General features: G+C 40.9%; 21 protein-coding genes. 8 read left to right on the top strand and 13 right to left on the bottom strand.

Annotated elements, in window-relative coordinates; translation table 11 throughout:
- Nucleotides 1–146: 146 nt before the first annotated feature.
- Nucleotides 147–1,442: an aminopeptidase PepB gene (pepB, locus tag AC27I2_RS01980; protein WP_138527772.1), complete on the bottom strand. Its 1,296-nt coding sequence runs from the start codon at nucleotides 1,440–1,442 to the stop codon at nucleotides 147–149.
- A 113-nt stretch (nucleotides 1,443–1,555) separates the two neighbouring features.
- Between pepB and sfsA the strand changes: the two genes are divergently transcribed.
- The 8 genes from sfsA (at nucleotide 1,556) to AC27I2_RS01940 (ending at nucleotide 7,978) form a co-directional block, all read left to right on the top strand.
- Nucleotides 1,556–2,275 (top strand): DNA/RNA nuclease SfsA, encoded by a 720-nt coding sequence (sfsA, locus tag AC27I2_RS01975; protein WP_487203384.1) that lies wholly within the window; start codon nucleotides 1,556–1,558, stop codon nucleotides 2,273–2,275.
- Nucleotides 2,276–2,575: 300 nt separating this feature from the next.
- Complete coding sequence (dksA, locus tag AC27I2_RS01970; protein ID WP_006791878.1) at nucleotides 2,576–3,019, top strand: RNA polymerase-binding protein DksA; 444 nt, start codon at nucleotides 2,576–2,578, stop codon at nucleotides 3,017–3,019.
- 18 nt (nucleotides 3,020–3,037) lie between these two features.
- On the top strand, nucleotides 3,038–3,940 hold the full coding sequence (gene gluQRS / locus AC27I2_RS01965) for a tRNA glutamyl-Q(34) synthetase GluQRS (protein ID WP_487203383.1): 903 nt from the start codon (nucleotides 3,038–3,040) through the stop codon (nucleotides 3,938–3,940).
- 187 nt (nucleotides 3,941–4,127) lie between these two features.
- A complete protein-coding gene (pcnB, locus tag AC27I2_RS01960; protein WP_487203599.1) occupies nucleotides 4,128–5,549 on the top strand; it encodes a polynucleotide adenylyltransferase PcnB in 1,422 nt (473 codons plus the stop codon).
- 4 nt (nucleotides 5,550–5,553) lie between these two features.
- Nucleotides 5,554–6,039, top strand: coding sequence for a 2-amino-4-hydroxy-6-hydroxymethyldihydropteridine diphosphokinase (gene folK, locus AC27I2_RS01955; protein WP_487203382.1), 486 nt, complete (start codon nucleotides 5,554–5,556; stop codon nucleotides 6,037–6,039).
- 31 nt (nucleotides 6,040–6,070) lie between these two features.
- Complete coding sequence (panB, locus tag AC27I2_RS01950; protein WP_487203381.1) at nucleotides 6,071–6,865, top strand: 3-methyl-2-oxobutanoate hydroxymethyltransferase; 795 nt, start codon at nucleotides 6,071–6,073, stop codon at nucleotides 6,863–6,865.
- The gene (gene panC / locus AC27I2_RS01945; protein WP_058403097.1) at nucleotides 6,865–7,713 is read left to right on the top strand and encodes a pantoate--beta-alanine ligase; all 849 of its coding nucleotides are present in this window, start codon (nucleotides 6,865–6,867) and stop codon (nucleotides 7,711–7,713) included. The genes panB and panC overlap by 1 nt, the downstream gene beginning before the upstream one ends.
- Before the next feature lie 28 nt (nucleotides 7,714–7,741).
- Nucleotides 7,742–7,978 (top strand): hypothetical protein, encoded by a 237-nt coding sequence (locus tag AC27I2_RS01940; RefSeq protein WP_058403098.1) that lies wholly within the window; start codon nucleotides 7,742–7,744, stop codon nucleotides 7,976–7,978.
- Between the two features lie 70 nt (nucleotides 7,979–8,048).
- Here the strand turns inward: AC27I2_RS01940 and AC27I2_RS01935 are convergent, their stop codons facing one another.
- The 12 genes from AC27I2_RS01935 to AC27I2_RS01880 form a co-directional block, all read right to left on the bottom strand.
- Nucleotides 8,049–9,017 (bottom strand): PstS family phosphate ABC transporter substrate-binding protein, encoded by a 969-nt coding sequence (locus AC27I2_RS01935; RefSeq protein WP_058403099.1) that lies wholly within the window; start codon nucleotides 9,015–9,017, stop codon nucleotides 8,049–8,051.
- Nucleotides 9,018–9,107: 90 nt separating this feature from the next.
- Nucleotides 9,108–10,439, bottom strand: coding sequence for a phosphate regulon sensor histidine kinase PhoR (gene phoR / locus AC27I2_RS01930; protein ID WP_487203380.1), 1,332 nt, complete (start codon nucleotides 10,437–10,439; stop codon nucleotides 9,108–9,110).
- Nucleotides 10,440–10,499: 60 nt separating this feature from the next.
- Nucleotides 10,500–11,189: a phosphate regulon transcriptional regulator PhoB gene (phoB, locus tag AC27I2_RS01925; RefSeq protein ID WP_006791869.1), complete on the bottom strand. Its 690-nt coding sequence runs from the start codon at nucleotides 11,187–11,189 to the stop codon at nucleotides 10,500–10,502.
- 803 nt (nucleotides 11,190–11,992) lie between these two features.
- Nucleotides 11,993–13,057, bottom strand: a complete 1,065-nt coding sequence (gene fba / locus AC27I2_RS01920; protein ID WP_058403101.1) for a class II fructose-bisphosphate aldolase — start codon at nucleotides 13,055–13,057, stop codon at nucleotides 11,993–11,995.
- A gap of 201 nt (nucleotides 13,058–13,258) precedes the next feature.
- On the bottom strand, nucleotides 13,259–14,434 hold the full coding sequence (locus AC27I2_RS01915) for a phosphoglycerate kinase (protein ID WP_138527782.1): 1,176 nt from the start codon (nucleotides 14,432–14,434) through the stop codon (nucleotides 13,259–13,261).
- A gap of 69 nt (nucleotides 14,435–14,503) precedes the next feature.
- Nucleotides 14,504–15,520, bottom strand: coding sequence for an erythrose-4-phosphate dehydrogenase (gene epd, locus AC27I2_RS01910; protein ID WP_138527784.1), 1,017 nt, complete (start codon nucleotides 15,518–15,520; stop codon nucleotides 14,504–14,506).
- Between the two features lie 157 nt (nucleotides 15,521–15,677).
- On the bottom strand, nucleotides 15,678–15,938 hold the full coding sequence (locus AC27I2_RS01905; protein ID WP_138527786.1) for a hypothetical protein: 261 nt from the start codon (nucleotides 15,936–15,938) through the stop codon (nucleotides 15,678–15,680).
- 26 nt (nucleotides 15,939–15,964) lie between these two features.
- Nucleotides 15,965–16,696 carry an SIMPL domain-containing protein gene (locus tag AC27I2_RS01900; RefSeq protein ID WP_138527788.1) on the bottom strand — a complete coding sequence of 244 codons (732 nt, stop codon included), beginning with the start codon at nucleotides 16,694–16,696 and terminating at the stop codon, nucleotides 15,965–15,967.
- Between the two features lie 147 nt (nucleotides 16,697–16,843).
- Entirely contained in the window at nucleotides 16,844–17,467 is a 624-nt protein-coding gene (locus AC27I2_RS01895; RefSeq protein WP_487203379.1) for a 3'-5' exonuclease, read from the bottom strand.
- 7 nt (nucleotides 17,468–17,474) lie between these two features.
- Nucleotides 17,475–19,313: a DUF294 nucleotidyltransferase-like domain-containing protein gene (locus tag AC27I2_RS01890; protein ID WP_058403107.1), complete on the bottom strand. Its 1,839-nt coding sequence runs from the start codon at nucleotides 19,311–19,313 to the stop codon at nucleotides 17,475–17,477.
- Between the two features lie 105 nt (nucleotides 19,314–19,418).
- Nucleotides 19,419–21,143 carry a sodium:solute symporter family protein gene (locus AC27I2_RS01885; RefSeq protein ID WP_487203378.1) on the bottom strand — a complete coding sequence of 575 codons (1,725 nt, stop codon included), beginning with the start codon at nucleotides 21,141–21,143 and terminating at the stop codon, nucleotides 19,419–19,421.
- 10 nt (nucleotides 21,144–21,153) lie between these two features.
- On the bottom strand, nucleotides 21,154–21,417 hold the full coding sequence (locus tag AC27I2_RS01880) for a DUF4212 domain-containing protein (RefSeq protein WP_004586074.1): 264 nt from the start codon (nucleotides 21,415–21,417) through the stop codon (nucleotides 21,154–21,156).
- Nucleotides 21,418–21,818 lie beyond the last annotated feature (401 nt).

Below are 21,818 nucleotides of genomic sequence, written 5' to 3'. Positions count from 1 at the left end.
GAGTGTAGTTTAGAGTAAAACCAAATTAGTCACTCAAACAGGTATTGGCGAGGGATTTTACCGTAAATTAAATAAAATTGCTTGCTTGTGGATCAAAAAAGGCACCAAACGGTGCCTAATTTCTCTCAATAGCGTATTTTTTAGCGTTACGCTTTTTCAAGCAGCGTACGAGCAACTGTACGCATACCCTGTGTTGTTGCGCCGGCAGCCCACTGACTTGTGCTACCCATGTTAAATGCAGCCGCTAAGTCAATGTGTACCCAACCTTTGCCATCGTTTGGTACAAAGCGTGATAAGAAGCCTGCAGCATTTGATGCACCGCCATAGCCGCCACCTTTTTGCGCGCGGCTATTAGCCGTGTCAGCATAAGGTGATGGACAGTTTTGTTGGTGCCACTTTTCAAGTGGTAATGGCCAAGCGGCTTCCATTTCTTGAGAAGCAAAGCCTTCAACTTCGCGTGCCAGCTCTTTATCAAGTGCAAACAACGCATTATATTCTTGGCCAACAGCAACCAATGCAGCGCCTGTTAATGTTGCTGCGTCAATAATTAAAGGTGCGCCCGTTTCGCCAGCAGCCATTAGGCCATCGGCAAGCACTAAACGCCCTTCTGCATCCGTGTTTACAATTTCAACGGTTGTGCCATTTTTGTAAGTAAGAATGTCGCCTAATTTGTAAGCGTGGCCAGAAATTAAGTTCTCAGCACAACATAAAAATAATTTAATACGCTTTTCAATACCACGATTAATAGCAAGTGCTAAACCAGCCGTTACTGTTGCAGCACCGCCCATATCACACTTCATCCCTAGCATGCCTTCGCTTGACTTAATTGAATAACCGCCCGAATCAAACGTAATACCTTTACCCACAAGGGCTGCACTGACTGGTGCGTTATCGTCGCCTGTAGGGTTGTAATCAAGCTCTAACAATACCGGTGGGCGAACACTCCCACGACCAACAGCATGAATACCAATCCATTGTTGCTCTAATAACGCATCGCCTTTAATTATTTGGTAGCTTACGTGCTCAGGGGCCAGTGATTGAATAAACTCAGCGGCTTTTTCTGCAAGGCTTTCAGGGTAAATATCGTCTGCAGTGCCGTTAACCATTTCACGCGCCCACGTTGCTGAGCTTTTTAAATGCGCAAGTTCTTGCAGATCAGATTGTGCGTTATCAACAAACTCAACACCATTTAATAGTTTAGGTGTGACAAAACCTTGATAAAAAGCCCATTGACTTTCTGTGCACCATGTATCGCCCGCAAGTTCAACGTGTTTAACGCCTTGATTGGCAATAGTACGCGCTGCTTTTTGAACATTTTTTAATGTTTCTTGCTCAGATAAATGAACGGTTGCACCACGTTCGTTAAATGACAACGTTGCGCTTTCGCCCCAATGACTCGGTGCTGCGTGTTCGCTTAGTTGAACAACAAATTTTTCACTCATGTTAGAATATCCTTGCACTTAAATGTGCTGTTGAGTTTACTATAGTGCGCCTAAGTTCCCAACAGCTTGAGATAAATAACACTCATCACACTATTAACCACATTGGACATACCATGAAGTACACACCAGCATTGCAATCGGCCACATTAATTAAACGCTACAAGCGGTTTTTGGCTGATTTAAAACTCGGTGATGGCGCTGAGTTTACCGCGTATTGTGCTAACACAGGAAAAATGACAGGCTGCGCTGAGCCAGGCTTTACTGCTTTTTATTCAACAAGCGATAACGTAAAACGAAAGTATCCACATTCATTAGAGCTGACCCAAAATGATTTAGGGCACCTTATATGTGTTAATACAGCGGTCGCTAATAAAGTGGTAGAAGAAGCAATTAATCATAATGTAATTAATGAACTAACTGGCTATGAGCAACTTCAAAGTGAAGTTAAATATGGCAGTGAAAACAGTCGCATCGACTTTTTACTCACAAGCCCAAATACTAAAAACTGCTACGTTGAAGTTAAATCAGTCACCTTGCTAAGCCAAGATGAACCGCATAGCGGCCAAGGCTATTTTCCTGATGCACAAACATTACGTGGACAAAAACACCTTCGCGAGCTCATTGAAGTGGTCGAACAAGGCCATCGCGCCGTACTACTGTTCGCTGTTTTACATGAAGGTATAAATGCAGTGAGCGCAGCAGCGCATATCGATGAAAAATACGCACAACTTTTACAAAAAGCCATTGCTAGCGGTGTTGAAGTAGTAGTGTATAAAGCACTCATTTGTGAGAATGAAGTGGTGCTTCATAAAAAAATAGCATTTATAAAGTAATGTATAACCAAACAATTACATCAGGTAATTAGAACAAACAACGCGATGAAAATGATTGATGCAATAAAAATCAATTCCAGAGTTAGCCTTGTTTTTTAAAATTTTGCCCATATGTAAAGGCAAGTTTTATAAACCAGTAAGTTAGTTAATTAAGCACCATCATTAACGCACTTTTTACTCGCAAAGCATGGTTGAAGCTAATTCGTATAATTAAAAATAAATTTGCCTAGGGTATAAGTTTCTGTTATTTATACCGCCGGCTAATGCTGAGGCATTAAATTAAGGATTTAGGAGAGAGTTATGCCAGACCAAAAGAAACATGGTTTATTGGCTCAAGCCGGTTTAGAACCATACCAAGAAAAACCAGGCGAAGAGTATATGAATGAAGCACAACGTGCTCATTTCAAAACGATTTTAGAAACTTGGCGTAACGATTTACGTAACGAAGTTGATCGTACAAAGTCGCATATGCAAGACGAAGCTGCTAACTTTCCTGACCCAGTTGACCGCGCTGCACAAGAAGAAGAGTTCTCTTTAGAACTTCGCACTCGTGACCGCGAACGCAAATTAATTAAAAAAATTGAAAAAACAATTATTTTAATTAAAGAAGATGATTTTGGCTTTTGTGAGTCTTGTGGAATCGAAATTGGTATTCGCCGCTTAGAAGCGCGACCAACTGCTGATTTATGCGTAGACTGTAAAACACTTGCAGAAATTAAAGAAAAACAAGCTGGACGCGGCTAATTAACCTCATTAATTAGCATGTCACCTGCAGCCGTTACTGCGCCTATGCGCAACTATCGCGGTCGTTTTGCACCGTCTCCTTCTGGGCCACTTCATTTTGGCTCACTTGTTGCGGCTGTAGGCAGCTACCTTGATGCAAAATCAAATAAAGGGTCTTGGCTCGTCCGTATCGAAGATATAGACACCACTCGAGTGGTAAAAGATGCCGACACCGATATCCTAAATACCTTACAAGCCTATTGCCTCCACTGGGATGAACCGGTTGTTTATCAAACCAAACGGCTCGATTTATACCAAGACGTCGTCAGCTCACTTGAAAATCAAAAATGTGTTTATGCCTGCCAATGTAGCCGAAAACAAATAAAAGCATTGGGTGGAATTTATCAAGGCCAGTGTAAAAATCTTGGGCACTCAACCGATTCAGGCGCACTTCGTTTAACACAATGCCATGCAACCACATATTTTAACGATCTGATTCAAGGTGATATCAATGTTTGTAGTGAGCTGGCCCACGAAGATTACATAATAAAACGAAGTGATGGCTTATTTGCCTACCAATTAGTGGTTGTTGTTGACGATATTGATCAAGGCATAAATCGCATTGTTAGAGGCGCCGATTTAATAGAACCCACAGCACGACAAATCAGTTTATTTGAGCAGCTCAATCATCCTATCCCTGAGTTTGCCCACTTACCTTTAGCCGTTGCCAAGCCGGGCTTTAAACTATCTAAACAAAACTACGCCCCTGCAATTAGTAAAATAGAGCCAAAACCCGCATTAATAAGTGCCTTTGAATTTTTAGGCTTGCCAACTCATGCTGATTTAATGGATTTAACCACCGAGCAGCTGGTTGAATGGGGTGTAAATACCTTTGAGTTAAAGCAAGTACCTAAAGTTGCTGAAATACAAATTTCTCAGTAGCAAACAACTCAAGTCAACTAATTTACTAAACTATGTAAATAAAATCGCGAAAAACAGCTTAATTTCAACACATCAACTTAATTTTTAAACCCTGCTGGTATATGATAGCCGCCTAAATATATGCTAATTGAGTAAGACAGTAAGTATTGGGGTTTAATACCACTATTTGCGGTTGTTTTTGATTGCGATGACATGCCAATCAACACCTTCTAGGAGACGGATTATTATTTCCAAGCTTTTTCAATTTTGCCGACAGATAATCGGCCCAAATACGAGTGCTGAAAATGCCTCTGTAAGCAGCGAACCATTAGTAATCACACGCGGTGAGCATGGTATTTCTCGTAAACAATTTAGCCCAAATGCAATCAAAGTGTTATACCGATTAAAAGACGGTGGCTACGATGCCTACCTGGTTGGTGGTTGTATTCGCGATATATTGTTAGGCCAACAACCTAAAGACTTTGATGTAGTCACTAACGCAACACCCGACCAAGTTAAAAAGCTATTTAGGAACTGCCGATTAATTGGTCGCCGCTTTCGTTTAGCGCACATTGTTTTTGGCCGCGAAATTATTGAAGTGGCAACCATGCGTGGCCATCACGAAGCGCCTGAGTCTAAAAACCAAATAAGCCAATCAAGTACTGAAGGGCAATTATTACGCGACAACGTATTTGGTAGCATTGAAGAAGATGCCGAGCGCCGCGATTTTTCAATTAATGCTTTGTATTACTCAATTAACGACTTTAGCATTCACGATTACGCCAATGGTTTGGCCGCTATTAAAGCAAAACAAATAGAGCTTATTGGCGATCCCGAAACACGATACCGTGAAGATCCAGTGCGTATGTTACGCGCTATACGATTTGCAACAAAGCTTGATATGAGCATTGCGCCTAATAGCGAAAAACCGATTAGCGAGCTTGCCAGCTTACTTGATAATATTCCGCCGGCGCGTTTGTTTGAAGAAGTGCTAAAACTGTTTTTAAACGGTAAAGCCGAAGCTAACTTTTTAATGCTTCGCCAATACGGGCTTTTCCGTGCATTATTTCCTGCGCTTGATAAAATTTTAGAAGCTAACCCTAATGGGCTAGAGCATACCTTTGTTCAGCAAATGTTTCAAAATACCGACAAACGCATAAATGCTGATAAAAAAGTAACACCTGCATTTATTTTTGCCGCACTACTGTGGTTCCCGCTTTTAGCAATAACCAAAAAGCTTCAAGCAGAAGAACAACTTAGCGAATACGATGCCTTTGCACAAGCAATGAATAAAGTACTCAGCGAAAGTGCCCAACATATTGCTGTACCCAAACGCTTTACACTGGGTGCTCGCGATATTTGGCACATTCAACATCGTCTAGATAAACGTGCAGGCCAACGTGCATACAGGTTAACGCAACAACCACGCTTTAAAGCCGCTTACGACTTTTTATTGTTGCGCGTAGATGCGGGTGAAACTGAGCATGAAGAACTTGCACAGTGGTGGACTCAATACCTTAGCCAAGATATTAACGGTCAAAAAGACATGGTTAAAAACTTAGGTCATCAAGGTGGTCCAAAACCGCGTAAACGTTCTCGTCGCCGCGCACCAAGAAAGCAAGCAGAGTAATAACATGAACTGTGTTTATTTAGGATTAGGTGCAAACTTAAACTCACCTAAAAAGCAGCTTGATAATGCGGTTGCGGCACTTAAAAATCTGCCGCATAGCGAGCTTGTAAGCGTGTCTCATTATTACGCAAGTAAGCCCATGGGGCCACAAGACCAGCCAGACTATATTAACGCTGTTGCCTGTATTAATACCCACCTTGAACCAGAACAGCTACTTGATTTAACTCAAGAAATAGAACTTAAGCATGGCCGTGTAAGAAAAGCCGAACGTTGGGGTCCACGAACGCTAGACATAGACACGCTTTTGTTTGGCAATAAAATTATTAATACCGCACGCTTGACTGTGCCCCATTATGGCTTGAATGAGCGCGAGTTTGTTGTGTATCCGTTGCTTGAACTTGCGCCTGAACTTATTTTACCTGGCGGAATTGCACTAAAAACCATTGCAACTAATTTACCGCTCAACGACTTACAACAATTACCTCTGTAATTAACCTAGGCTTATGCCTGCGAGGAATATTATGTCTAAAATAACCGTTTCTACTTTAAATAAAATGAAAGCAGAAAATAACAAAATCACGGCATTAACCGCTTACGATGCGAGCTTTGCAAAGTTATTTCATGATAATGGCGTTGACGTTATTTTAGTCGGTGACTCGTTGGGTATGGTGCTACAAGGCGGTGATGACACCCTTGGCGTAACCAACCAGGATATTGCTTATCATACTCGCTGTGTACGTGCAGGAAGCCGTGAATTATTTGTTATTGCCGACATGCCATTTATGACATATTCAAGCGTTAACGACACCTGTAAAAATGCCGCAGAACTTATGCGCGCTGGTGCAAACATGGTAAAGCTTGAAGGTGGCGAATGGCTTTACGACAGTATTAAAGCGCTTACTCAACAAGGTATTCCTGTGTGTGGGCACTTAGGCCTTACCCCTCAATCTGTGCATGTATTTGGCGGCTTTAAAATCCAAGGTCGCGAAGAAGACAAAGCACAAAAAATGATTGATGATGCAAAAGCATTAGAAGCTGCTGGCGCACAATTATTAGTACTTGAGTGTATCCCGAGTGCATTGGCAAAGCGCATTACTGATGCGCTTAGTATTCCAACCATAGGCATTGGTGCTGGTAATGTGACCGACGGTCAAATATTAGTAATGCACGACCTAGTCGGTATTTCGGCAGGTTATATTCCAAAATTTTCAAAAAACTTTTTATTAGAAACTGGCAACATGCCAGCGGCTGTTCAAAAGTATTGTTCTGATGTAAAAAGTGGCGCTTTTCCAAGCGCTGAACATGAGTTTAAATAATGCAGTCAATTACTGAAATTAAATCACTACGTAGTCAAATTAAAGCCTGGCGACAAGCAGGCTTAAGTGTGGCGTTTGTGCCAACAATGGGCAACTTACATCGAGGACACTTTTCACTCGTTGAAAAAGCAAAAAACGTAGCCGATAAAGTGGTTGTTAGTATTTTTGTAAACCCGATGCAGTTTGGTGCTAACGAAGATTTAGATAATTATCCCCGTACATTATCAGAAGATAAACAAGGCCTTGCAGAGTTAGGCACTGATATAGTATTTACCCCAAGCGTAGACACAATTTACCCAAATGGGCTTGGCGAGCAGAGCTTTGTTGACGTGCCTGGCGTGTCACTTGGGTACTGTGGCGGTTCGCGCCCTGGGCATTTTAAAGGCGTAGCTACGGTTGTTACTAAGCTATTTAACTTGGTGCAACCTGACTACGCTTGCTTTGGTGAAAAAGACTTTCAGCAACTTCAAGTGATTAAAACGATGACTCGCGATCTATCTATACCAGTTGAAATTATTGGCGTACCTACCATGCGTGAAATATCTGGTTTGGCAATGAGTTCACGTAATGGCTACTTATCAGACGAGCAAAAAATAACAGCCACCGCTTTATTTAAAGCGCTAACCCATTGTGCCGAGCAGCTTAAGCAAGGCAATAAAGATTTCACCGCGCTTAAAACTCGCGCTAAACAAAGCCTAGAGCAAGCTGGCTTAAAACCAGACTATTTTGAGATAGCTCAACGAGATACCTTAAAAACTGCTACACTCGATGATAACCATTTTGTTATTTTAGCCGCAGCCTTTTTAGGCTCTGTTAGATTAATTGACAACATGCAGGTCGATATTTAATTTATTGAGCTCACTTTAAGGATTAAAAATGCATATATTAATAAAAACAAGCGTAGTTGCCCTCACTTTTTTTGTTTTAGCGGGTTGTCAGAATCACGTTGAAAATGCTGAGATGAACCAATGTGCTCAACAAAATTTTCGCTGTGAAAGCACCTGTGATCAGCAAACAACGGCTGAAGGTCTTAAGCAACAAGTGTGCTCTGCAAAATGTGTAGAAACATACAATCAATGTAAAGCACGCGCTGAAAAGTTAGGTGGTATTTAATTCCCCCAAGCTTAAAATTTTAGACACAAAAAAACCGCTCAATGAGCGGTTTTTTTATTGCTTGGATTTATTATTTTAAACCTAGCTTTTTAAGCTCTACTTCAACTAACTTTGCAGAAAGAGGCACATAACCGTCTTTTTCTACAATTTGTTGACCGTCTTTTGAAAGAATCATTTTTAAGAATTCAGCTTCCATTGGAGACAAGGCTTTATTTGGGTGCTTATTAACATATACGTATAAAAAGCGAGAAAGTGGGTATTTGCCTTGCGCAACGTTATCAAGTGTTGCATCAACAAAGTTAGTACCTTTTTTAGATAATGGAACTGTACGTACACCTGACGTTTTGTAACCAATACCTGAGTAACCAATTGCATTTAATGAAGACGAAATTGATTGTACTACAGACGCAGAACCCGGTTGCTCGTTTACATTGTTGCGGAAGTCACCTTTACACAGTGCTTTTTTCTTAAAGTAACCGTAAGTGCCCGATACAGAGTTACGTCCGTATAATTGAATATCACGAGCTGCCCAGCTACCTTCAAGGCCCACATCGCTCCAACGGTTAACTTGCTCTGGCGCACCACATTTACGAGTTGATGAGAAAATAGCATCAACTTGGTCAATACGAAGACCTTCGATTGGGTTATCTTTATGTACGTAAACAGCAAGTGCATCAATAGCTACGCGAACTGCCGTTGGTTTGTAACCGTAACGTTTTTCAAACGCTTCGATTTCTTTTGATTTCATTGCACGGCTCATTGGACCAAGGTTAGCTGTACCTTCGGTTAATGCTGGAGGTGCTGTAGAAGAACCTGCCGCTTGAATTTGAATGTTTACATTTGGGTAAATACGTTTGTACTCTTCAGCCCAAAAAGTCATCATGTTAGCTAAAGTGTCAGAACCTACTGATGAAAAGTTGCCTGATACGCCGCTGATTTTTTGATATTCAGGAATGTCTTGATCTAAAGCCACTGCTTGAGCAGATACGAAAGTTGTAACAGCCACACCCATTGCGGCAACTAAGTTTTTAAATTTCATGTGGGTTCTCCGATTTGTTCGTCCCATTTTCTAACTGCTGCTCACTCTAAAGCGAGTACATGACAATGATATGACTCTTAAATGACACTTTTATGACTTTACTGAATCTTGTTGTTTATTTATCAAATCAACAATCTTATCTGTTGAAAAATAGAAAGAAAAACAAGAGCCTTTACCCACTTCACTCGTAATATTTAATTTACTATCGTGTCGTGTTAATACATGCTTTGTAATTGCTAACCCTAAACCTGAGCCACCGGTGGTTCTGCTTCGTGCTTTATCAACACGATAAAAGCGCTCAGTAAGTCGGTTAATATGCTCTGCAGCAATACCATCACCGTTATCAATAACAGTAAAACAAGCTATATTATTTTTACGAAGCCAACTAACTTGTATTTTCCCACCTGGTTTAGTGTAATGAATAGCATTAAATACTAGGTTAGAAAACGCACTGCGTAGTTCATCTTCAGAGCCTTTAATGTCTAGTGTGCTATCTATATCAAATATTAATTCGTGACCTTTATCTTGGTTGATTGACTGGGCCTCAGTTTGAATATAACCCAGTAACTGGGGCACATTAATGGCTTTATCTTTATCTTGTCGGCGTGAGCCTTCTATGCGGGAAAGAGATAATAACTGGCTTACCAAGCTATCCATGCGTTTACACTGCTCAAGCATGGTCGTTTGTGCTTTATTCCACATTGCTGGGGGCGGTAAGTTATCGCTGTCCATCATTTCAAGGTAACCTGTAACCACCGTAAGCGGCGTACGCAGCTCATGCGATACATTGGCAACAAAGTCTTTACGCATTTGTTCAAGCTGCTTTAAACGGGTTACGTCGCGCACCACAACCATTAGCTGTGTGGTTGCATAAGGCATTACCCTAAACTCAAGTACTTGTTCAATAGCATGACCGTTATCAAGCTCTAGTGCTTCGTCAAAATTCCCCTTGTGCATATATTTTGCAAACTTAGGTTCGCGTATTAAGTTATCAAGACGTTGTCCATGATCGGTTGGCCACTGAAGTCCTAACACTTTAAGCGCCAGTTGATTACACCACACAATGCTTAAATCGTTTTGAAGCACAATAACGGCATCGGGTACCGCTTCGGCCCCATCACGAAATCGCCTAATTAAATCGGCCAGTTCATTTCGTTTTTTACGGTTACGGTGTTGCAGATGGTAAATACCTTCAAACACCTGTTCCCATGCCCCTTCTCCTTCAGGCGGGTTGAAACTACGCTGATTTAAAAGCCAATCGCTCAAACGGTATAATTGATGATAATGCCAAACAAGAAGTGAAAAAGAGCCTAAAAATAAAAGCAAAAAAGGTGCGCCAACAAGCACACCAATTAATAGTAAGGGCAAAAAATAGATAAACAGGCGTTTAATTAACGCCTGTTTATTAACAACTCGATACATACACTCACTTTACCTTAAAGTAGTCATACACGTATAAAACTAATCTGGTGATGAAGTAGGTTATAGTTTACTTGAAAAACGATACCCTGCACCACGAACGGTTTGAACCAGACGATCGTGTCCTAATGGGCCAATTGCTTTGCGTAAACGGCGAATGTGAACATCAACAGTGCGATCTTCAACATACACATTGGTTCCCCACACATGATCTAACAATTGTTCACGGCTGTAAACCCGTTCAGGATGAGTCATAAAAAAGTGAAGGAGCCTGAATTCTGTTGGCCCCATATCAAGCTCATTACCTTCAGAGGTAACGCGGTGAGAAATTGGGTCTAAACGCAAGCCATGCACTTCAATAGCTTCTTCTAAAGACGTTGGTGACACACGGCGAATAACCGCTTTAATACGCGCCATTAATTCTTTTGGCGAAAACGGTTTAGTCACGTAATCATCAGCGCCTACTTCTAAGCCACGTACTTTGTCTTCTTCTTCGCCGCGGGCTGTAAGCATAATAATAGGTATTTGGCGCGTGTGTTCGTTTTGCTTAAACTTTTTAGCAATTTGAATACCGCTTCCGCCAGGCAACATCCAATCAAGCAATACCATATCGGGGTAAGGCTCAACCATTGCAGCAATAGCAGAATCATAATCTTCGGCTTCAATTGCCTGAAATCCATTTTGCTCTAATACAAAAACAAGCATCTCTCTGATAGGCGCTTCGTCGTCTACGACTAGTACTTTACGTGACATTCCAATTTATCTCTTAAGCTATCGAATAAGTTTTCATTATTATGACTAAGTATTACATTTTTATGAAAGTGTAACGTGTAAATTAAAATCGGGGTAAAAAAAAGCCAAATTAATAATAAAAACCTCATTCCTGTCACAAATTTATATATTTTAAAATTGATTAACGTTATTAGGGTCTGTTGTTCTTTGCGCATTAAAATTCGTTCAAACTAGGGCTATTTAATCGCGGTGCGAGGTTTGTAACCTAGTGGGCTCGATAACTGCTTCTGCGTTATTCTAGTGGCTTACATACATAGAAGAATAGGTAAACTAGGTAAAGCTTCCGCGTCCTGCTCACGCCACTCACCTACATCTATGTAGGTAACAAAAAACTAGATAAACCCTCGTGTTAGCACTTTGCAAAACTAACTTTTTAATATGATCGAATACTGAGATCATTACTTTACTAAGTCTGCCTATGTTTGCAATTACTCAGGTTTGAATAGATCTTGATTTTACTAAGCTTAACTTCAAAGATCAGATTTTTACCAAGGTGATCAATTTTGAGATCAACGCTCTACCTACTCAAAAAGTTAAGCTGTTGATTGTTTGTGCAAATTAAAAAAGATCTGATTACTTTTACTGCTAAATAAAAAGAAAAATTTAATTAACTTAGTAAAGTAATGATCCCAAAAAGCCTGTGTTAGTAAATGAGTGATCCCTAATAACACAGTTGGTAATTGAATGATCTGCTATAGGCAGGTAATAAAAAAGCCAGCAATACTATTACTGGCCTTTATACATTGATCAGTTTAATCGGTCGATTATTTGATCTGTGGTGCTAACTCGCCGCTTAAGTACTTAAGATGCATGTCATCTAGAGAAATTGGTTTAATTTTACCTGCCTGCCCTGCCGTTCCAAACGAGTTGTAACGCGCAACACAAATCTCTGTCATCGCTTTTGTGGCTTCTGCTAGATATTTACGTGGATCAAAGTTAGATGGGTTAAGCGCCAAATGACGACGAATAGCACCTGTAGACGCTAAACGTAAATCGGTATCAATATTTACCTTACGAACACCGTGCTTAATACCTTCAACAATTTGCTCAACTGGCACACCGTAGGTTTCAGGAATCTCGCCACCGTACTGGTTTATGATCTCTAACCATTCTTGTGGTACAGACGACGATCCATGCATTACTAAGTGCGTGTTTGGAATTCGAGCGTGAATCGCTTTAATACGATCAATTGCTAAAATATCATCCGTTGGTGGGCGTGTAAATTTGTAAGCCCCGTGCGATGTACCACATGCAATAGCAAGGGCATCAACATGGGTTTTATTTACAAAGTCTGCTGCTTCTTCAGGGTCAGTTAGCATTTGGTCGGTCGTTAATTTACCCTCTGCGCCAACACCATCTTCTTCACCGGCTTCACCTGTTTCAAGTGAACCTAATACACCTAACTCGCCCTCAACCGATACGCCACAGGCATGTGCCATAGCAACGGTTTCGCGAGTAACTTCAACGTTGTATTCATAGCTTGAAGGCGTTTTACCATCACTCATTAACGAGCCATCCATCATTACTGATGAAAAACCAAGTTGGATTGAACGCTGACAAACACCCGGTGAGGTGCCGTGATCTTGATGCATTACTACGGGGATATGTGGCCACTCTTCAACGGCTGCTAAAATCATATGGCGAATAAATGGTGCACCGGCGTAAGCACGTGCGCCCGCTGATCCTTGAACGATTACTGGGCTGTTTGTTTTGTCAGCCGCTTCCATTATTGCGCGCATTTGCTCTTGGTTATTCACGTTAAAAGCGGGTACGCCGTAACCATGCTCAGCTGCATGATCTAAAAGTTGTCGCATACTGATTAAAGCCATTGGGTATTCTCCAATTTATCGACAGCATTTCACTGCCATCTAGTTTGAACGGATATGTTAGTTTGGCGTTTTAATAACACCACGAAAAATCACTGCTCAGCAGCAAAGTTCCGTCAAAATCAGTTATTAAATTAGGGTGAGAGGTATTTAATAACTAATTGTCGGCGAGGGTTTCCCCTCACCTTACACGGCTAAATAAATTTATTTAGCGCGCGACTCTAGCATCTCCACTGCTGGGAGTTTTTTGCCTTCTAAAAACTCTAAGAACGCACCACCACCGGTAGAAATGTAAGAAACTTTATCGGCAATGCCGTATTTATCAATTGCAGCTAAGGTATCACCGCCACCCGCAATTGAAAATGCCTTTGAGTTAGCAATTGCTTGAGCAATAGCACGTGTGCCGTTACCAAACTGATCGAACTCAAATACACCTACAGGACCATTCCATACCACCGTGCCAGCATTTGCAATAATTTTAGCAAGTTGGCTGGCAGTATCTGGGCCAATATCAAAAATCATATCGTCACTAGTCACTTCGCTTACATCTTTAAGCGTAGCAACTGCTGACTCTGAAAACTCATTACCTACAACTACATCGGTAGGAACTGGAATTTCACCATCGTTTGCTTTAGCTGCTGCACATAGACGATTTGCTTCATCCATTAAATCAGCTTCAAAAAGTGATTTACCTACCGGGTTGCCTGCAGCTGCAATAAAGGTATTCGCAATCCCGCCGCCTGTTACTAGCTGATCTACAATTTTAGAAAGCGAGTCTAATACTGTTAGTTTAGTTGAAACTTTTGAACCACCCACAATAGCCACTAATGGGCGAGCTGGGTTATCAAGTGCTTTGCCTAGTGCTTCAAGTTCAGCAGATAGTAATGGGCCAGCACAGGCTACATCTGCAAATAAGCCAACGCCATGCGTAGAGGCTTGTGCGCGGTGAGCTGTACCAAAGGCATCCATTACGTATACATCACATAATGCTGCAAGTTGTTTTGATAACGTTTCATCGTTTTTCTTCTCGCCTTTGTTAAAGCGCACGTTTTCAAATACAACCACTTCGTTATCAGCTACATCTACGCCATTTAAGTAGTCTTTTTCAAGACGTACTGTTTGCTCTAAGGCATCGTTTAAATAGTCAGCTACAGGGGCAAGCGAGTATTCTTCATCGTATTCCCCTTCCGTAGGACGGCCTAGGTGTGACATAACCATTACTTTAGCACCTTTCTCAAGCGCTAATTTAATAGTAGGTAGTGCAGCGCGAATACGCGCATCTGACGTCACTTTACCTGCTTTAACTGGTACATTTAAATCTTCACGAATTAATACGCGTTTGCCGTTTAAATCTAAATCTGCCATTTTTATGACCGACATGAATATCTCCTTAGTTAACGATACTGAACCTGAAAAATACGTTTTAAATTATTATAGTAATATAAAAAGTTACTGAGTTACTGCAACCATCGCACGCGCAGTGTCGAGCATACGGTTTGCAAATCCCCACTCATTATCACACCAAACAAGTAACTTTATCAGCCGTTTGTGACTAACACGTGTCTGTGTGCCATCAATAATACAAGAATGTGGGTCGTGATTAAAATCAACCGATACAAGCGGCTCTTCGGTGTAACTTAAAATACCTTCTAAGCGGTCTTTCGCTTGTGCTTTGAGTGCATTATTTACTGCATTTAAATCAACATCGGCGTTAACCGTTACACTTAAATCCATCGCAGTAACATTAATTGTTGGTACACGCACAGCAATGGCTTCAAAGCGGCCTTCAAATTTAGGTAATATGCGGTCTATACCACGCGCAAGTTTTGTATCTACCGGAATAATAGACTGACTCGCAGCGCGGGTACGGCGTAAATCATGATGGTACGCGTCAATCACTTGTTGATCGTTCATCGATGCATGAATAGTGGTAATAGCACCCGACTCAATACCAAACGCATCATCTAAAACCTTTATAACTGGCACTACACAGTTAGTAGTACACGAGCCGTTAGATACAATAGTGTGCTCGCTTTTAAGCTCATCGTCGTTTATGCCGTAAACAATAGTGGCATCTACGTCGTTATCAGCCGGATGCGAAAACAACACCTTTTTAGCACCAGCGGTAATGTGTAATTGTGCATGCTCACGCGAGTGATAAACACCGGTACATTCAAGTACAACGTCTACATCAAGGGTTTGCCAAGGTAACTCTACTGGGTTTTCTTCACAAAAAAGTGCAATGGTATCGCCTGCCACACTAATGGTGTCTTCACCAAGTTTTACAGGAAAAGAAAAACGACCGTGGGACGTGTCGTATTTTAATAAATGAGCAATAGCTTCAGGGTCAGCAAGTTCGTTAATCGCAACAATTTTAATCTCGTTGCTCAAACCTGACTCGTATAACGCGCGGACAATATTTCGACCAATACGACCAAAACCATTAATTGCAAGTTTGATTGCCATGAAATATAAAATCCACTCTTTTAGCGTGCAGATAAAGGCTATGTGCCTTTTAGATGGTTGTATTGTAATCGACCTTGCGCCTGATTATAAGAGGGGGCGATCAGAAACTTTAAATTAACGTTTAAAATAACCCCCTATCACTCACATTAAAACTTGTTCATAGCCCGCTGCCGTTGTATGTGCTCGTACCAGAAGATGTTCCTCCACCAAAGCTTTTAGGCGGACTTTTGGGCTTATCCTGTGAGCGATAAAATAACCATAAGCCAACCGCAGCAAAAAACGGAATTAACCAAACCAATATTACTTGCACTACTTTTTGAAACACCTCTAAATCATCGCGCTTTATCAGAAGAACACTAACGATGACGTTCAGTAATACAATGATACCAAACCCAATATAAAAATAATTTAATTCCATTACTCTAATGCCTCCTACCCTAATTGTTATTTTATCTCTAAATCAAACACCACGTTTATAGATGATTTAAATGTAATCGTTTCTTGCAGGTATCTACCTTGCTCGAATGGATTTCTAGTAACTTTAGAGCCGGTCACAACTATTCGCTCAAAACTATCTGCGCCATAACCATAACTTGAACGGTTAAAATTTGAATTAATACTGTAAATTTGTCCAAGTTCTGCCCCAAATGCTTTAGCAAGTTCGCTTGCTTTAACTATAGCGTTTTCTATTGCGCCTTGTGTTGCTTCAGCTTCTAATTGCGCAGCTTTTGAAGACATAAGCTCAATATTCGTCACTTCATTAATTTTTACACTTAGTGCAAAATCGATAAAATCGTTCACTTTTTCAATATCTCTTAATGTTACTTTAAGTGTTCTTGTTGCTACATACCCTGCATTAATTGCTGTACCACTCTCAACATTAAACATATCGTCATCATTATGAGTTAACAGGCTCGAAGCAGAAACATCAGTCTCCTTAACACCATACTTGCTTAACCCTTTAAGTAACAAATTCACTCGGTTATCAACATCACGTTTAGCATCAAGTGATTTGTCCTTAAAGCTTATTACTTCAAAAGAAACTTGAGCCATATCGGGCTTTGCTAATACCTCTGCAGTACCCTGCATTGCAATATGACGATTAGCAGGCACGCTTGAATTAGCAAAAGTGATAAGTGGTGAAAAGAGTAGAAAAATAGTAATAATAAGTTTCATATTCGTTCCTTGGAGTAACTTGGAGTAATCAGTTAAATAATGACGATATAACTGTACCTATAGTCATACTAATAACTATAAAAGTAAACTGCTCTTTATTGTAAGCGGGAGTTTATCTCGCGCGGCATCCCCCCGCCTTCAGCCAACCTACGTCAGCTCACCTACTTTTAGCTTTTTACCACAACTTATTTGATGACATTGGGCTAAAAACAGCTCAGCTGTCGCTTGTGCATCGGTAAGCGCATGATGGCAATGATAGCTTGGTAACTCATAGCGAGTGCGGCATGCGTTTAGGGTTAAATCGTCTTGTTTTATTTCAGTTGGTTGGTTAAGTAGCCGCTTTTTTTCTATGTGGAGGGTGTCGAGTATTAGTTTAGGGCGGGTGGTTATATTAGCTTGTTTTAAAGCAACTTTTAAAAACCCCCAATCAAGAGCTGCATTATGGAACACTAAAATACAATCGTTAAAATGGGCACTTAAGCTTTTTAAAATACTGTTTAAGCTACGCCCATTAGTAATGGCCTCGTTACTAATGCCATGAAAAACAGGGCTTTGTTCTAGGCTTTTTACGTCTTTATTAATAAAATGCTGCGACTCACTCATTTTTATACATTGATTATCAATCACAACCCATGCAACCGATACTATTTCGTGCTGTTTTGGGTCAAGCCCCGTAAGCTCTAAATCAATCACTAAATAGCGCTGCGATAATGCATTTTGTGCCAGTAGTTGACGGCGTTTTATATACCGCGTAAGTAGCGTTTTTACCATGAGAGCCTCACAAACTGCCTCGCGCAAATTTAAACGCCGCGCCTTGCTGTGCTTGTTTTACCAGATAAAAAGCCTCTTTAAGCTGATGACGCTCTAATGAGTTTAACTTGTTAGGGTTTATGCAGTTACTTGGGAGCCCCTCTTCATTTATTTGTGTACTTAAGCGCAGTTGGGTTAAAAAACGCCAACAGTCTTTTAAGTTGTAAATATCGTCTTTATTGATGAGGTTATACTTTAATAATGCTTCTAGGCGCTCTTGAGTGTTAGCACGTTTGATACCGGCTTTTAATGCGTATAAACGCACAATGTCGTTAATAATCACCACACCGCGTTTTTTCAAGTCTATGTATTTATGGTTGTTGTCATCTTTTTGTGTTTTAAACTTGTTAAACAACCCTATGGGCACACTGTTGTTATTTATATCGGTCGCCATGGCAGCATAAAATAAATCGTTTCGCGATATACGCACTAATTGCTCACAAAATGCGGTGTATAACGAATTTGATCCTTCAATGAAACGTAAATCAAAAAATATTTTACAGTTAAGCATGGCTTCGGGAGTTGGGCTTTTTATCCATTTAAAAAAACGCTCCGACCAATCGTTTACGCTCATGCGGCATAAATCACTACTTGCCATAATGTTACCAGGGCAACGCCTAATACCGCATTCAACTAAATGCTCACAAACAAACTCTCCCATTTTTTTAAAATAAGCATGTTGTTCTTGGGTTAAATCGTTGGGAAGCAGTAGGCCGTTATCTTGATCCGAGTGCAGCGTTTGCTCTTCTCGTGCCTGTGAACCAAAACATATAAAGCTAAAACTGGTTGGCGCTGCACCATGATCTTCTTGAAATAACCTGATCAAGCGCGATGTTAGCGCATCGGTTAATCCACTTAGTAGTTTACCAATAAGTGAAATATCGTCGATATTATGAGAAAAGCTCTTAAGTAAATCGGGTACTTCTTTGGCGTAACGTTTTAAATCGGTCACGTTATGCGCTTTATAAATGCGGCCAATGAGTTGCACAGGGTCACTTTTTTGTTGGCGCAATAAATCAGTGCTAGTAAGCATACCTATAGGATTATGGCTTTCATCAAGGACTGGCAAGTGGTGAATATTATATTTGAGCATTAAATGCAGTGCAGAAAACACGCGGTTGTTTTCAAATATAAATTTAGGATTTGTGGTCATTATACTACTAACAGCATCTTGTGGGTCTACTTCGTCGGCAAGCACACGATTACGCAAATCGCGGTCTGTTACCACGCCAACTAAATGGGCATGTTGAATAACCATGATTGACGATACACCGTGCTCTTTCATTTTTTTAGCGCTTTGGCGAATACTCGCATCGGGCGAAAGTGTAATGGCTGTGCGGGTCATGAGTTCAGATATTCTGCGCTCTGACCAACTGTCGTTTTTACTTTTATAATGTGATGAGAGTAAACGGTTTGCGTGAGCTCTTACAAAATATTGCTCAAACGGTTTGTACTCTCGGCGTAAAAAATCAAAATGTTCTTGGTTGAGCATATACACTATGCCCTCTTTTTGAACTGCCAATTTATTTTGAATGGCCTCGCCAGTTAAAAGCGAAGGAAAACCAAAATAATCACCTTGCGCTAAACGCGTCACCACATTGCCTTTTGCATCAACTAAATCGTAAAGGCCTGAACGAATTAAAAAAAGCTTTGGGTGTTCACTTTGCAGCCACTGCGCCTGATTTTCTCGCGTTAAATAAATAACATCGAGATGATTTACAAAATAGTCGCAAGCACTGCTATCAAGCATACTAAATGGCGCCTGAAGATAAACATATTGGGCCACTTCTTGTTGTTCTACACTCATTGTTACACTCACTAAAAAGTATACACAGCACCAATGTACTCATTATTTATACAAATAAAAAGCCCGACTAAAGTCGGGCTTTTGGTACTTTACATATAAGTTGTCTTAATGCGCGTGCGCTTCTGCCGACCCTTTAGGATTACGAATACCTTCTACCATTTCTTGTATTTCAACAGGTGTTGGTTGAGTGAATTTCAGTACTACGGCAGCAACAACAAAGTTAATTACCATACCGACTAAACCTATACCTTCAGGCGAAATACATAAGAACCAGTTCTCTGGGCTGTTAAGCTCTGGGCTCACAAATTTAAAGAAGATAATATACGCAGCGGTAAAACCAATACCCGTTATCATGCCTGCAATAGCGCCTTCTCTGTTCATTGTTTTAGAGAATATTCCCATGATAATTGCTGGGAAGAAACTCGCCGCGGCTAAACCAAAGGCAAAGGCCACCACCGACGCTACAAAGCCAGGCGGATTAATACCAAAGTAAGCAGATATAACAATGGCAATCATCGCGGCTAATCGTGCGGCCAGTAGCTCTTGTTTATCACTTATATCGGGTTTCAGAGTACGTTTGAGTAAATCGTGCGAAACAGAAGTCGAAATAACCAGTAGTAAACCCGCTGTTGTCGACAGTGCTGCAGCAATCCCCCCTGCGGCTACAAGTGCAACAACCCATGCAGGTAAATTAGCTATCTCAGGATTAGCCAACACCATAATATCTCGGTCTACTTTTACTTCATTTGCGCTATTTGGATCTTCGATTTTACCCGCTGTGTAGAACATTTTGCCGTCACCATTTTTATCATTAAACGTGATTAGGCCTGTGCGTTCCCAGTTTTTGATCCATGCTGGCGCTTCTGCATACGCTGTACCGCTGCCGTCTTTACCATTGATTGTGTCAATCATGTTTACACGTGCAAACGAAGCAACTGCTGGTGCGGTAGTATAAACAATAGCAATAAATACTAACGTCCATGCTGCTGAGATACGCGTATCTTTCACGCGTGGTACAGTGAAAAAGCGAACAATTACATGTGGTAAACCTGCAGTACCCACCATTAATGCACCCGTAATAGCAAATACGTCAATCATACTTTTTGAACCTTCGGTGTATTGAGCAAAACCAAGTTCTGCGCTTAACCCATCAAGCTTATCAAGCACATACATACCCGAACCGTCACTCAATGTGGCACCAAAGCCTGTTTGTGGGAAAAAGTGACCCGTCATCATCATCGAGATAAAAATAGCCGGTACAAGGTAGGCAAATACAAGTACACAATACTGCGCTACTTGCGTGTAGGTAATGCCCTTCATGCCGCCAAGAACCGCATAGAAGAATACAATCACCATGCCAATGTAAACACCGGTTTCAATTTCTACTTCTAAAAAGCGAGAAAACACAACGCCTACGCCGCGCATTTGCCCTGCAATGTAAGTAAAACAAATGAATATGGCACATAAAATTGCGACTAAACGTGCTGTGCGCGAGTAGTAACGGTCGCCAATAAAGTCAGGTACTGTGAATTTGCCAAATTTACGTAAGTAAGGCGCTAAACACATAGCGAGCAATACATAGCCGCCTGTCCACCCCATTAAGTAAACGCCGCCATCATACCCTGCGAACGAAATAATGCCTGCCATAGAAATAAATGACGCGGCGCTCATCCAGTCGGCTGCGGTTGCCATACCATTAGCAAGTGGAGGCACGCCGCCGCCCGCTACGTAAAATTCGTTAGTTGAACCCGCACGGGCCCAAATTGCAATGCCGATATAAAGCGCAAAGCTTAAACCGACAATTATAAATGTGAGTGTTTGAACATCCATTGCTTAGCTCCTATTCGTCTACGCCGTATTTTTTATCTAACGTATTCATTTTGAAAACGTACACAAAAATCAAAGCAACAAAGGTGTAAATCGCGCCTTGCTGGGAGAACCAGAAGCCAAGTTTAAACCCAAAAAAACGTACTTCATTAAGTACATCAACCAGTAATATGCCAAAGCCAAATGAGACCACAAACCACACTGCTAGTAGTTTAAACAGTAGTGAAATGTTTTCTGCCCAATAAGCTTTTGCTTGTTCTTCGTCTTTAAAAGCCATTTTTATTTTCCCCTTTAAGCACCGCAGTATCGCGATGGGTGGTTTTTTATCTTCGCTAATCAATTTAGCAACGCAGCTCACATATTGAATTGAGACCATAGTCGTAACAGCTAATTAACGTTTACGTAAACTGTATTTAACCTGCTTGATGAAAGCTGTTCTTTTTATTTAATATCAGCATGTTACATTCATAGCACCTGCTATGTTTGTTGCCTATTTACCGAGCAACTCACAAATGCGACATTAGTCTAATACGCGGCCGACTTTATTTTTTATTGTTATTATTCAGTAAGATAAATTTAAGTTTTATTAAACAATATAAAATCAGCCCTCACACTTAAGTTCAGTTCTGGTATTGTGTAATGGCCTCTTGGGTTGAGGGGCATTTAAAAATAATAAGG

The organism is Pseudoalteromonas sp. NH0006-46 (assembly GCF_057547735.1).
The sequence above is the reverse complement of the archived record's forward strand: the minus strand, read 5'-3'. Positions and strand labels throughout refer to the sequence as shown.